This is a genomic window from uncultured Fluviicola sp., assembly GCF_902168135.1.
Taxonomy (GTDB): Bacteria; Bacteroidota; Bacteroidia; order Flavobacteriales_D; family Crocinitomicaceae; genus Fluviicola.
Genome location: NZ_CABHOL010000009.1, coordinates 127716 through 141760, shown reverse-complemented (window position 1 = coordinate 141760; position 14045 = coordinate 127716). Strand labels below are relative to the sequence as shown.

Here is a 14045-nt window from a genome sequence, read left to right as displayed (position 1 = left end):
TTATAGATGAGCAGGTAAAGATTCTTGAAGCCGAAATCAATAAGAAAGAAAAGGATATTGACTGGAAAAAGCACGACGAGGCACAGCGTCGTATTGAAGCAGAACAACTCAAGATCGATGCAGAATCTGCAAAGATTGACGCAGAAGCCCGAAAGATTGACGAACAAGCTCGTAAAATTGATGCCCAGTCGCGCAGGATCGAAGCAAAAATGAGACTGCAGGAAAAAGAATTTCAACGCCAGGAGTCCCTCCAAAAAGATCTTGCCCAAAAGATTATGAATAATATCCGAAAAGCAGGTTATGATGGCAAGATCCATTCCTTTGAATTGAATGATAATGCTTTGATAATTAACGGAAAAACTCAGTCAGAATCGCTTTTCAAAGAAGTAAAAAAACACCTCCAACCCGGCATGCGCATCACATACCAAACTGATACGCATTAATGCATGTCTCAAACAAAGCCTAAGTAGCAGACATCAGTACAGTTAGAGATGAACCCTGACATTTATCGTCAGGGTTTTATATTTTATAGTTCTAACCCGGGGATTATTCGCTGATCTCTTTCAACTTGTCCAGCGCTTTGGGCCACACTTCGTCAAAGAAGCTTACATATTCGTCTTTCGTGTCGACTTCTACTTTTACTTTTGTTCCGTTACCTGCAGGCTCGAACCAATAATTTTCATGGGCATTGCTCCAGCCTTCCACTTTCGGGCCTTCGGTGATTTCTTCTCCTTTTTCCAGCATGCCGTAATGAAGGATGGAAACAAACTTTGCCGGGTCGTTTTTCTCAACGCGCGCTACCATTCCCGACTTTTCACCGCTTTCCGCACTGGATGTGAAAATAATTTTCCCGCCTTCGTCCCAGGTTCCTTCAAAGGTAGAAGTGGGTTCAAAAAGCGCGGTCCAGGCTTCATAAGTTTTCTTATCGCTCAAGCCCAGCATGGTATCGTAAACCTTTTCAGGTGAAGCGTTGATTTCTACGTTATAACTTAACTTTTTCATCTTGAATAGTATTAAATGAGATTCCGGAACAAGTATTTGCGAGCCGGTGAAATAAAGTTAGGGAAAAATGGAAAAGAAGATTGATAATTTTGGTTAAGAGAACACTAATTTCAATAATAGAGACTGAAACAAATTTATCCACTATTTCATCCTCGACTTTATGATTTCCAACCGTGCCAGGAGCCTTTCATGATCAGGGGCAATCTTCAGTCCTTTTTCTATGGCTTGTACCGCCTCGGTGTATTTGTGCTGCCGGAACAAATAGCTTGCACATTCGGCATAAAGCCATCCCAGGTAGTCCTCATCAATCAATTCCTTATCCGTAATGCGATCGATCAGGCTTTCTGAAGCATCAAAATATTTCTTGCCGTTCAATCCGTCGTTCTCCTTGTAGTAATTCATCGAGAAGTCAATATTTGCGTACAATTTCAGCAAAACAAAGCGGTTGTTCGAATCCAAATACGGATATTTCATACAGTATTTGTCAATCTCCGAATAGAATTTTTCCGCAGTTTCCAGTTCTTCATCCAGTTCTTCGTCATCTAGTTCCTCGTCTTCATCCGAGTATTCGTCTTCCGACAAATACTTCACACTCAAATGATAAGCAATCTGGTCTAAAAGTGCAGATTTAACAAAAGAATTGTTTGGGGAAGCCTGGTAAGCCATCTCCGAATACTCCAAAGCCTTTTCATTTTTATGAGCCTTTGAAAAATAATCCGACATTCCTAAATAATAGATCCCTGTTAAATCATTCAGCAGGTTTGTATCCCTGACCATTTGCTTTACCAGCACTAAACTGGAGTCTGCCAACTGCCGCTTTCCGTCTGCTATTAAGCGCTGATTGATAAAACTCGCATAACCGTAAACAATGTATTCGTGTTTGTATTTATTCGTATTACCAAACTCAAACAAATAAGGAAGTGAACCGATCGACTTAAAATCTTGTTTTTCAACCACATCAAGCAACAACTCCGATTTCAGAATTTTGGTCCGGTAAACATCATAAAACCGTTCGGCTTTACAGATTTCACTGAGCGAACTCTCTGCTTGATCGTTATTCACCGAGGTTATTGCATGATTAAAGAATTGAATCCCAATCAGCTGATCGATCGTGATTTTCGAACGCACATTGAAGAACAGGTCATAAACAGCAACATCCCCCATAGACTTCACTTGTTTGGGTGTCACGAGCTGCAATTCCAATAAGTTTGCAATGGCCCGGTTGATATCTTTTCGGGGCGGAATCACAAAAGCATTCTTAACGGTTGTCATTTCCACGGTAATGTTACTCGTATTCGGATAAGCCATAATCAATACGTGTCCGGGTTGTTCCTGCACATAATAGGGAATTTCCAATTCCTCCAGTACCAAAGCAAAAAGAGCCGTGGAGGACACGCAATTGTATTCACCCGTAACAAAAATCTCATTAAATTCGACCAATGCCCGGTACCGGGTTAAAAACCGCTCATGAACTTTTTTGTGCAGTGCACGAATAAGCTTTTCCTCCGGCTGCTTTGTAATTTTTGAAGCTTTTAATTCGTCAATAAATGCATCAAACTGTTTCTTTGCAGCTTCCGTTTTTTGTTCGGAACAGGCCGGATCCGAGATCATGAATAACTCAAAACGGGAAGCATTGGTATCATTCAGAATCCGCTTCTCATAATCAGTGGTGTATTTTTCAAAGAAATGATTCGTTTGTGCAAAACCAAATGGAGAGAAAGCTAAAAGAAGCAGAAAAAGATGGCTTTTCATTCTGGAAATTATTTTGACACAAAAGTAGCTTTTTTATCTTCCTACTTTTTTCCCAGGCAAAAAAAGTAGGCAAAAGAAAGCCACGAAGTGGATTGAAGACGAAGTATAGTTTCATTGAAATGTAATACGAGGCAGGTATTTTTCACCAATTATCTGTAACAGAAAAAGATTTGGTTATATTTAGCTGATAATCAGAATTCGCTGGACCATGTACACTCCTTTCAACAAAAAAACTGTTCAAAAGAACTCTGCCATTCAAAACAAGCAGGCTAAATCCTCAGCCAGCCGGCAGCAGCTTTCTTTTGAAGATAACAGAGCGAGTACCGTTCAGCAGCAAAGGCTCATCGCAGGAATCCGGCAATCTTCGGATACAACTCAGGCAAAAGCAAAATCTCAGACCGCCGGTTCAAATGCAGTCATTCAGCGGTATACCATCGTTGACCCGCAAGACTATCAAACTCAGGACGACGGACAAAAACCGCTGTTCCCGAGCAATCAACTGGAGAGCGGAAGAGAAACCACCACACAGGGGGGGCTTAAATCCGTTGTTTCCAAGCGAAACTGGAAACTGCGTACGAAGGATAATCCGCCGCTAAAAGTATCCGAAAAAGGATTGCTTGCGCTGGAAAGTACCGTTGGGCAGCCCAAAGTTTTTTACGGGGAAGCCGGAAACATTCAAAATTTCCGCCAGCGGCTGATTAATATCCGGTCCCGCATCACCCTTGACCAGGAACCCGGAGCGAAAGTAACCACCCCGAAAAATCCCGCAAACCCCGACGGACAAACCCAGGACCTGATCCGTGTGAAACCGGTTAAAAGTCCGCATGTAAATCCGAATGAGGAATTGATGGATGTCAGTGTTTGTACCTTTGTATCCGAAAAGATTGTGGGAGGAAAACACCTGGTGACCGGAAATAAACCCGGAAGCGAAAAAGTACTCGGATCTGTCAAGCTTTCAGACGGTAATAAGTTTGGCCGGGTTTTGAATCAGCTGGATGAAAACAATACCACCGAGGGCTTCGAGGATAAGTGGCAAAATGATGTGAGTCCTTATACCTTCAATAACGGACCGATCAGCGAGGAAGTTGATAACTACTTTAAAACGGGCTTCCTGGGAATCCGTGTCAGACCCAGCGACCGGATATTACGCGCACTCAGTGCAGATGGAGTTCCAAAAGCATTGTGGAAGCAGGTCTATGAAATTTACAATCAAAAGAGCGCCGAAAACAATAACTCCATTGAAGATGATGTTTTCCCGCATATCACCGGGTATCTGAAGACTCAGGACACCATAAGGTACAAGAAGACAAAGGGCAACCAGGAACTCACAAGAGACCTTGGGATCAACGAACATACCGCTCCTGAAGTAGGGGAATCCTATTCTTCTTTTGCACTTCCATCACCCGGAACCATCGATCAAAAAGGAATAACCGGCGATGGAGTAGATGTAACAACCCTGGACCATTCGGAAACCCAAAAATTAATCAAGCGATTCCTGGCCCTGCAAACGAGTTCCGAAAAGCTGGGATTGCTGGCAAAGAGCCAATATCAAAAAGCAAAAGGATTCGTCCAGTTCGGAGATCACCATGCAGCCGTGGTGGCAAAAGACGGACCAGACACCGTGACCTTTGAAAACTATAACCGCGGTGTAGAGTCGGATGTATTCCTGGATGACGTTTGGGAAGGCTGGTTTACCGGCTCAGAAGAATTCCGCAAAGATGTGAACAGCGAAGTCCGCGACATGCTGCGAAGTATCCGGGAGGAGGAGCAGAACCCGAATTACGACAATTACCTGCGCAAGCTGCGATCCTTTAAGAAAAAGAAAGAAGCCCTGGATAAATTCCAACAGGATTTCGTTCAAATAACCGCTAAGGTGCGCGCTAAACTGGAAACAAACATCTTTGATGAGCAAAATGATTTGTGGCATTTTAACATGTATGGTCCTGCAAACAAGACTTTCACGGATGAAAACGGAAATGTCAGCGGGCAGTCCTTTCACGATGTGTGGTCAAAATCAGTTCCGAACACGGTTACTGTGCGCACTACCGGACTGGTAGACCACCACATGATTCAAAGCGTTCGGGAAAAGCTTCCGGCACTGGCTTTCCAATTGATAAAGGGCAGCAATTTCGAAGATCCGCTATACATTTACACCGATTTTATCTCATACGTGGAGAAATATCTGGATCCGTCAACACGACGCATTGATCTTTCCGACGTGATGGTTAAGCTCCAAAAAATAGAGGACAACTACCCGGACCTGGACTCTTCGGAAACGAAAGAAGCAGCCTTTTTATTTACCCGCAATAAATCAGAGATTCTCAAAAAAATCATGGAATTCCGCCACGCTTCCCAGATGCAGTCGCAGCAACACGATTACAACCGTAAAAAAGCCCTGGAATTGCTTCCTACCAACTATGAAATCGGTTTGAAATATGCCCGCTGGAGCCAGGAAAACCGCTCGGAATCGAAACTCCTGAGCAACAAAGCAGCCTTTTTCCTGGATTTTTATAAGAATGGATAGGGGATTGGTACCATGAGCTTTAAATCCTCTTTTTTACTATATTAGTCACTCACTGAATATTTGTACTGCTAAACACGAAAGAACCATGCGGAAATCACTATCCGGAAAGACCATTTCTTCGAATCATCAATCAACGACACTTCATTCCGAAACGCAGAAGAAGCGTATTCAATTGGCATCATTCCAGGACAACAGACCGGAAGCAGCCGTTCAAAGAGAATCTCAGGAAAACGCCGATAAAAGCCCTCAGTCGGCTCAACTCCGGGCTGTGAAAGACGGAGTTTTTCAGTTCAGGCCAAAAGGAAATGCGATCATTCAACTGAACGACAAAAAACGAAAACGAGACGAGAGTGACGACGATGATGATGAATACAAACCGCCAAACGAGCTACGAAAATACAGACGAACGTTCAACAGCAGGCTTCGGATAGATGTAATCAAAAGAACAGCTTTGCGAAATAAAAACGGCCATTACGTTTGTCCTGGCTGCGGAATGCCTCTTGCAACTAACAAAGGCAAGGAAATCGAAACTTATTACATCAGTAAATCAAATAAAAGGCACGATATTAAATCTGCCCAGATGGATCATTATCCTCCCTGGAGCAAACGGCTTGAAAAACACCGCAAAAAGAAAAGCAGTGAAGCCGAAATCAACAGGGACCACGATGATCCGACCAAACTGAGAGCACTGTGCCTGCGCTGCAACGGAAGCCATAAATTCGAAAAAACAGAAGATCTGCCTGAGGATGGTTATTCAGATGACGAATACTACAGCGATGATGATTCGCGGGATGATGAAATCTGGAAAAATTACCGAGACAATGATGACGATGATCCTTCGGGGGTGACGGCTTAGAGAAGGAGGACTTTTCTTCTAACTTTAACGCATGAATCTTTGGAGAGTAATTTACATTTGATACACATTATCACTGATTCGAACATTTTACCTATAAAGTGATTTTTCATTCATCAATAAATCTGATAGACGATGTAAATGCTTTCATATCACGATCTGGATTGAGGGATTTATAGACTATCAGAAAATAATTCCAACGAGGCTTATAAATCTGTATTCCTACGGACATACAGCTGTATGTAAAATGTAATGCCGGTGCCCCCGCTATCATTTGTTTTTTTAATTCAAATTTCTGATTAAGTGCTTTATATTCATCCTCACGATTTTCTTTAGAATTGCCTTTCGGATTGTGTTCCTCTAATGCATGAAAAACATAGTTTGTTAACAGACTATCCTTGCACGAATACGCAAAAACTTTTGCTCCAAGTTCTGAACTTTGCTCTTTCATCATTTTCTTATCCAACTTCAGCTCACAAGGACACTTCAAGGCAATATTCATTTCCGGAAACACCTGGAATCCTTTCTGCTTGAGAGTTTCAACCTCTGAGGTACACGCACCGGCAAATAGCCCTATCAGTAACACAATCGTCCAACATTTCATAGTACAATAATAACCAATCAACCTAAAACTTTAAAGATCAAATTGTGCATTACCGACAATTTTTTCGTCCTTATAATGTAATTGCGATCTATTAATATAGCTTGGGTACTCAGACCGAGGAATTTCGCAGAGTAGGAATGTGCCGCCATAGCCGCGCTAATCCCGAATGGAATCGAGACAGGCTGCTTTGGCCCTCTCGAAGCGATGCTTAAGAACATCAACCGAAGCTCTAATCGAATTAAAATGATTAATTGGTACACTAATTGCTACAAAATTATCGGCACCTTGAGCCAAAAAATATTCCAATTGTAAATAAGTGTATGCGATTGTTCCTGATATGTATTCTCTTCCCTTTTCAAAGTTTTGGGCAACAAGACAGTTTAAACGCCATGATCTGTGAGGCTATCCAACATGCGGAGAAGCCCAAAAATGGTCCGCCTATTTACTATTTTCCATTTTACAACGATGTTCAACTCATTGAAGTTGACTATTTCACTTATTCGCAGCGTGATCACGTAACCCAATTCGTTAAAACATCCAAAGACTCGTTATGGTATTCCAAGCATGCAGACGGTGAACAAACGAACGGATATATCCTGAGAAATTCAAAAGGAAAGGTGTTGAAAGCATATGGAATCCACAACGCAAGCGGTACCTACTTACTTCCTCCAAATGATGCACCGATCATTACGCACAAAGAACATTTGAACTCCGAGAAAAGTCGATATAACGATCAATCGTTTACATGGAAGGACGGGTACGGTTACGGGTATCGTTTTGCTGTTACCACTATCAGAGAGCGACGAACCGAAATGCCGGAACAGGCATATCATATATTCGGGATACTGGACACATCGGGCAACGTTGTTATTCCAGCTAAACACCGTACAATCGAATATTTTCAGGGAGAATATTTAGTTATGCTTGATATTAGCAACACATACGCCATTTATGACAGCACCTTTAATAAAACCTATGGTTACAATAGTGATGTCGTCGAACGCATTGGATACAATCGTTATGTAAAGTATGGTAAAATGGGCGGAATCATGGATCGCAACGGTGAATTCATCATGAGGTATCCATTTAAGAGCCTCAAAGAAAGTTCTTTCAGTACCGATTTTATCTATTCAATAGAAGGCCATGAACCTAAATTTGGGATCCTGTCTAAGAATTTCACCTTTAAAACTGAACCCGTCTATAGAAGAGTTGGTGCTTTTCCAACCGGTTACGGAGTCTTGACAGCAGGCAGCAATCAATTTGCGATTGTAAACTTATCAGGACAGCAGATTACCCCGTTTGAATATGAACTATCTCAAAATTCAGACAATTCTGATGGGACGTTTACGTTACTAAAAACTACGGAAAACGGTAAAAAGTACGGTATGATTGACACCTTGGGGAATACAATTATTCCATTCAGGTATGACAGGATTTACCCCTTCAGCAATGATATAGCCATTGTGGAACTGAATAAGAAAAAGGGAGTTGTAGATCGCTCGGGGAATGTACAAGGAGAAATAGTGTATGATCAAATTATCCGGATTGATGAAGAGAAAATTCAGGTAAAAATAGATGATCGAACCGGATACATGAATCGAAATGGAGTAGTGGTGGAAGCTTTAAAACATACCGGTTTCGAGTCATTAGACCCAAAGTTCATCCACTTTACCGGCGCTAATCAATTACGTTGGATTGTAAATTCAGTTACGAAAGATACCATGGCCATACTGCCTAAAGAACACTTTGAAAAAGGATTTGCCCGTGTATCGCAAGGTGGGAAAATGGGAATGATAGACAGAACAGGGAACATTGTTTTGCCTATCAAATATGATTTCGTTGGTCAGTTTTACAAAGGATTTTTGCTCGTTCAAAAGAATGGTAAATATGGATTATTGAACGAAAAATTCAAGGTAATTGAGCGGCTGGTTCATCGCTACTACAGGCAATTACCCAATGGTGAGTATGAATTTTATGAGACTCAGCAACGGCAATGAAACGCTTTTTTACCAGCGTGAATGATGAGAAATGCCTCACCATGTTATTGCGATCTGTTCGTATAGCTGGGAACTCAGACCGAGGAATCCAATAGAGTAGGAAGGCTTCATGTTTTATTTCTTTTTGTCGATTCAATTAGAACCTATTAATCTTCACGATAGTGAAAGCTGTTTACAGAATCAAGGTCGTTGGAGATGATAATAATTATATTGTGATAACCATCTAAGAACTGATTGACAATATCAATCACATATAAATTATATTCATAATCTCCATTAGTATCTTCTTTTTCAAATGTAATTCTTTCTCCGATCCTGGGAATGTGTTGTAATTCTACAACTTGACGATATTCTGGAGAATCCAGTTTAGTCCAATTTTCTAAAATAATTCTTGTTTTCATTTTATTTTAAGTAATTATAATGTGATTAACGTATATTCGGTGTCTTTTGCATTTTTATAATACTACTAAGGATTAGAAGACTTCTCAAAAAAGTAGTAGAGATTATTATTAAACCCGTAATATTCACAAAAAACAATATATCTATATGATGCTTTGAGATTAATATTTTTGTGAAGTAGTTTGCAATAGAAATTAATACCAGTGAATACACTGCTCCTTTAAGAATCTTAGTTGATTTAAAATAGAGTGGTGAAGCGAAAAACACTTGAAAAGGAGTACTATTTTCCGTAATCGATTTGTTGTTTGCATCTTCACCATTTTTCAATGTGATCAAAATGGTCAAAAGAGTTAGTATAAAACCCGAAACAGTAAGTCCGATAGTTCCAATATCAGAAGATAATCCCATCACTTTTGTTTCTTCGGGAAATTTCAATCCCTTGTTCTTTTCTAACCAAAATAGCAATAGGCAGACTACAATTGAAAAAATGTAATCAATTAATACTGGCCGTCGAAAATACCAGTCCAGAAGTCCACTAAGCACTGATTTGCGTGCCATATTTCTTTTCTAAATATTGGTCAAATTGAGCAACTGCAGCCGCAGCAAGTTCTCTTGTATTTAAATATGGGACTTTCATTTCTTCACGATCCTTAACAAGAACAAATTCAGCCACTTCACCGCCGGTCTTCATGTACTTGAGATTAAATTCTTCAAAATTCTCAATTGTTTCTTCACCACCTTTAACGATTTGATTAAGTAACCGCTTAATAAATGCTAGCGACTTTCCGTTTTTAGCTTTCTTGTCTGAACCTTGTATCTGAAAAAATGCTTCTATTCGGAGAAAGAAAGGATCTATTGATCCAGAAAGACCGTTCATATTATTGAAAAAAGATTCCTTTGCATCGGGATTAAGATATTTAAGTAAATCAGGACTTATTTTCATGTCAAATTTCAAAACCTCCTGAATAGAACCTAAAACCTCGCCCACCGTATGCTTCATGTGGATTAATGCTTCCACTTTTTTAGCTGACTTAATTTTCTTACAGACATGTCTCAAGTAATACTCAACGTCTGAAATTCTTGGTCCATTACTATTGAATTGACAAGCCACTATTGGAAATCCTCTTTCTACATCAATATAGAAACTTGTTGTTTCTGCAACAAAATACTCTTCTTTAATCTTATCAAAATCAACCTCTGAATAATCTTCCTTTTTTAAAAATGCAGGTAGATCTTTATCTCTAAGCAATCTGATTTTACCCTTATATTTCTTATCTGGAAGCGAATAAGCGAACTGCGTAATAACCAATCTTCTTTCGGATCGAGTTGTTGAACCCTCATGGCGATCAATAACAATTGCTTTATTGCCAGTTCTTAAACTATCGTAAATGTGATGAGCTGTATCCTTTAAAATTTGATTTGCATTAACGAGTGTTTTACTGTCGTTATAAGGAGTTAAATTGAGGTCAAAAAAGTGAAACAATGCTTCAGCTTTAACAATGTCAGTCATAGTGATAAGTTTGTTGTTCTCAAAGATATATTTTTCGACTATATAATTAATAGTCAAGACAATCAAATTATTATAAATAAACAATTTACTTCGTCGGAACCAACAACTCCCGAATATCAACGTCCAAAACCTCAGCAATTCGTTTCAAGTCTTTTAAATGTGGTTGCAACTTTTTATAACTCAATAAAAGTACTCAATTTCTCATTTATTTCTTCACAACATTTTATTTCCAACTTTTTTCACCAATCAAACTGATAGAATCATTGTTTCAACCAATAAAACCATTGTTTTCAACGAATTACGTCAAATACCCCGGTTGCTTAAAAGGCTGATTTCGCTTACATTTGAAAAGAATGAAGCACGAATTATGAGCAACAAACGACTTATTATCAGACTCATCCAACAAGACCTCAAACACTGCCAATTGCTATACGGATTGAATAGAGTAGGGCTTGACGGAGACGAAAAACACCAACTACAGCTGTTTGATATCGTTTACGATTTGATGAAAGTTCCGCAATCCATAGAATTTGACTGGGGAGCAACGTATCATCATTACATGAAGCAAGGATTATTGCTGGAAATCGGGAGCACAGATACGCATTTAAAACCATTGGCAGAATTGTGTTACAAGCATTTACGGATGTTGGTGAACTGTGAACAGAAACAAGTGAAATTCGAATAAAAAGAGTTTGAGGACTTATGTTAAATAGAAATGCAAATCCGTAAAAGATGATCCGGAAGCAAAGACAAAAAAGCGACCGTGAGTTGCTTTCTAAATCTTTATTTAAATCGGTGACACAGTTCAACCGCTATCACAAGAGCGTGTACCAGGTAAAGTATACACTTAATGAATTCTAAGTAGATCATTTTAGGAATTGTTTAATTAATAAATAAACTCATTAACTCTAACAATTTCATTTTCAAAAATCACAGCGCATAGATTGGACTGCTTAAAGTTCAGCACTGTGTTCCGGAGCTACAGGAGATTGTATGTGTAGTGGTTAATTTAAAATGTGGAATGGTCCCGAACATGAAATCATCTAAATCCCAATCTCTAAAAGACTTTCCGGAGCTTTCAATGATTTGACTTAAAAAGTGGAATTGACTTTTTGGGAGTGATTTCGTGTGGAATACGAAAATGCCTGAAATGCGCTACTGATCAAAGATTTGATTGATTCCGGGGAGTAATTAGCTAATAAGCTGGGAGAGGAGTTTTGGTTCGGAAGAGGGGATTACCTAATAGATGATACAGAAGATTACATAATATTTGTCAGTCATGACATTCAACCTGCTCAAAATGTGACAATTAGTCAGTAAAAAAAATCTAATCTTGACAGAACTTATACTTAATTAAATTTTGGAATGATTTCTGACCATGAATTAATTAATATAGCCGGGACAAAACCGGTAGGTACGTTTTATGAAAGTGCACGTAAGTGTTCCACACGCAGATTTAGGCTGACGTGTGAGGTGTAATTCTGATTCTCCAAATCAGCACACATTTAGCAAGTATATGTGTCGCTGACAAGGCGAATAGACTTATTCCTGGTTCGACTTCTGTTATCGCTGTCATCTTGATAGTTATTAGCAAAGTTACGAATCTTATTCTACTAATGAGTGGCGTTGTGTATTGTGAAAACGAAAAGCAACTTCAGGTATGTATCTACCAATAGGTAAGCCACGACCGGCTATATTTTTTTCTTATGGAACTAAAAAAAGACGACTGGTTAAAGTTTAAAAAATACCCTCATATTGGGGAACCCTTGAATAAAAGGAAGGATGGAGAATGGATTAAAAGTTATGTTTTAAATCCAAATAAAATTGCTGTTCACAAATTTTCACCACTGCTACACAGGGTGATCAACCAAAGAAAATTTCGCCCTGACAAAAACTCCAAAAAAAACAAAAGTCTTAAACGTATTCGGGCAGTTAAAGAATCCAAACAGCGTCATATTTACTTTGCCTCTCATTTGGATTCCATAATCTATAGTTACTATAGTAATCTTCTTACTAAAGCGTATGAAGATTTTTTAGAAGACAAACCTTACAACTCAGTGGCTGTAGCTTACAGAAAAATTGAAATTGAGAAGGGGAAGAGAGGAAATAAATGTAATATCGAATTCGCATATGAAGCTATCAAATTCATAGAGGAGAATAAAAGCAGACAACTTTCAATTATTGTTGCTGACGTGACTTCATTTTTTGACAATTTAGATCATAAACTGCTTCATAAACAATGGAAACGCATTCTACAAACTAATAATTTACCAGATGATCATTACGCTGTTTATAAGAATCTTGTTGCTAAACGATATGTTAATGAGAATGAATTGTTCAAGCGGTTTCAACACAAATTAATTATAGAGAGATTTAAGCCCAATAACATTAAACAAAAAGAACTTAAAAGAAAATTTGTAAGTAAAATTTTCAATATGCGGCATGAAAAAGTCGTATCGTTTTGCAATAAGGATGAATTTTTCGCTGAAGCAACGGACCTCATTCGATTCGATAAACCAAATAATAATGCAGAAAGAGTTTCTCGCGGTAAAAGTCCCTTAAGAGGAATTCCGCAAGGAACACCTATAAGTGCAGCTTTGGCTAATATTTACATGTTAGATTTTGATGAAAGGGTATACAACGAAACTAAATCAGACTCAAAAAATGCTTATTATCAACGCTATAGTGATGATATGATAATTATTTGTGATCGCAACGATGAAGATCATTTTTATAATCTGATCCGTGAAGAAATTGAGGTAAAAGCAAACCTTGATATCCAACCTAAAAAAACCAACATCTATAGGTATGAATTAAATGAATATTCTGAATTTAAAGGAGGTCTATTAGAAAATGGTGTGGTTAATCCCAACAATCAATTGGAATACTTAGGTTTTGTTTATGATGGCTCTAAGGTTAGAGTGAAAACTGCAGCATTTTCAAAGTTCTATCGGACAATGAAACGATCATTTAGAAGAGGTGCTCATTTTGCGAAAAAATCTCATATACCTTCAGACTCATTATTTGAGACACGATTATATAAACGATTCACTCACATTGGAGCTAGACGACGTCTAAAATGGTTGGTTGATCCTCAAAAACCAGATAGTTATATAAAGTCAACTCAGCAGGACTGGGGAAACTTTTTAAGTTATATGAACAAAGCGAATAGTGTTATGAAGAGCATTAACGGCGATGATACGATCGCAAAACAGCATCGTAAAACCTGGAGAAAATTTCATGAGGTAAAGAAAAAAACATATATGGAGATTAATAAGGGTGTTGACTTTGATTAAAAGCTTTTAAAAATTATTATTTTAGTCCGAAATAACTTATAGCACAAAACCTCTACTGTTCATGGAAAAAAATCGTCTTAAAATTTTTATTCATCGTAATAAAATATT

At 38.7% G+C, this 14045-nt stretch carries 12 protein-coding genes; 6 read left to right on the top strand and 6 right to left on the bottom strand.

Features of this window, described 5'->3' with window-relative positions:
• The coding region (locus QZT69_RS02145) for a hypothetical protein (protein ID WP_294670073.1) at positions 1-443 on the top strand (443 nt) is incomplete at its 5' end.
• A gap of 103 nt (positions 444-546) precedes the next feature.
• On the opposite strand, the gene QZT69_RS02140 is transcribed toward QZT69_RS02145, so the two are convergent.
• The gene (locus QZT69_RS02140) at positions 547-1002 is read right to left on the bottom strand and encodes an SRPBCC domain-containing protein (RefSeq protein WP_294670072.1); all 456 of its coding nucleotides are present in this window, start codon (positions 1000-1002) and stop codon (positions 547-549) included.
• 141 nt (positions 1003-1143) lie between these two features.
• Entirely contained in the window at positions 1144-2754 is a 1611-nt protein-coding gene (locus tag QZT69_RS02135; RefSeq protein WP_294670070.1) for a hypothetical protein, read from the bottom strand.
• Positions 2755-2962: 208 nt separating this feature from the next.
• On the opposite strand from QZT69_RS02135, the gene QZT69_RS02130 reads away from it, so the two are divergent.
• Together QZT69_RS02130 and QZT69_RS02125 are read left to right on the top strand one after the other, a co-directional pair.
• Entirely contained in the window at positions 2963-5278 is a 2316-nt protein-coding gene (locus tag QZT69_RS02130; RefSeq protein ID WP_294670069.1) for a hypothetical protein, read from the top strand.
• An 85-nt stretch (positions 5279-5363) separates the two neighbouring features.
• Positions 5364-6134 carry a GH-E family nuclease gene (locus QZT69_RS02125; protein WP_294670068.1) on the top strand — a complete coding sequence of 257 codons (771 nt, stop codon included), beginning with the start codon at positions 5364-5366 and terminating at the stop codon, positions 6132-6134.
• Positions 6135-6240: 106 nt separating this feature from the next.
• Here the strand turns inward: QZT69_RS02125 and QZT69_RS02120 are convergent, their stop codons facing one another.
• Positions 6241-6735, bottom strand: coding sequence for a hypothetical protein (locus tag QZT69_RS02120; protein ID WP_294670066.1), 495 nt, complete (start codon positions 6733-6735; stop codon positions 6241-6243).
• A 320-nt stretch (positions 6736-7055) separates the two neighbouring features.
• Here QZT69_RS02120 and QZT69_RS02115 point away from each other — a divergent pair, with 320 nt between their 5' ends.
• Positions 7056-8732 (top strand): WG repeat-containing protein, encoded by a 1677-nt coding sequence (locus QZT69_RS02115; protein ID WP_294670064.1) that lies wholly within the window; start codon positions 7056-7058, stop codon positions 8730-8732.
• A 146-nt stretch (positions 8733-8878) separates the two neighbouring features.
• On the opposite strand, the gene QZT69_RS02110 is transcribed toward QZT69_RS02115, so the two are convergent.
• Genes QZT69_RS02110 through QZT69_RS02100 form a run of 3 tightly spaced genes read right to left on the bottom strand, consistent with a single transcriptional unit; the run spans position 8879 to position 10641 of the window.
• Complete coding sequence (locus tag QZT69_RS02110) at positions 8879-9133, bottom strand: hypothetical protein (protein ID WP_294670063.1); 255 nt, start codon at positions 9131-9133, stop codon at positions 8879-8881.
• 25 nt (positions 9134-9158) lie between these two features.
• A complete protein-coding gene (locus QZT69_RS02105; RefSeq protein WP_294670062.1) occupies positions 9159-9689 on the bottom strand; it encodes a hypothetical protein in 531 nt (176 codons plus the stop codon).
• The gene (locus QZT69_RS02100) at positions 9667-10641 is read right to left on the bottom strand and encodes a hypothetical protein (RefSeq protein WP_294670060.1); all 975 of its coding nucleotides are present in this window, start codon (positions 10639-10641) and stop codon (positions 9667-9669) included. The genes QZT69_RS02105 and QZT69_RS02100 overlap by 23 nt, the downstream gene beginning before the upstream one ends.
• Before the next feature lie 367 nt (positions 10642-11008).
• On the opposite strand from QZT69_RS02100, the gene QZT69_RS02095 reads away from it, so the two are divergent.
• Together QZT69_RS02095 and QZT69_RS02090 are read left to right on the top strand one after the other, a co-directional pair.
• A complete protein-coding gene (locus tag QZT69_RS02095) occupies positions 11009-11326 on the top strand; it encodes a hypothetical protein (protein ID WP_294670058.1) in 318 nt (105 codons plus the stop codon).
• 1021 nt (positions 11327-12347) lie between these two features.
• Entirely contained in the window at positions 12348-13937 is a 1590-nt protein-coding gene (locus QZT69_RS02090; protein ID WP_294670056.1) for a reverse transcriptase domain-containing protein, read from the top strand.
• Positions 13938-14045: the final 108 nt, after the last annotated feature.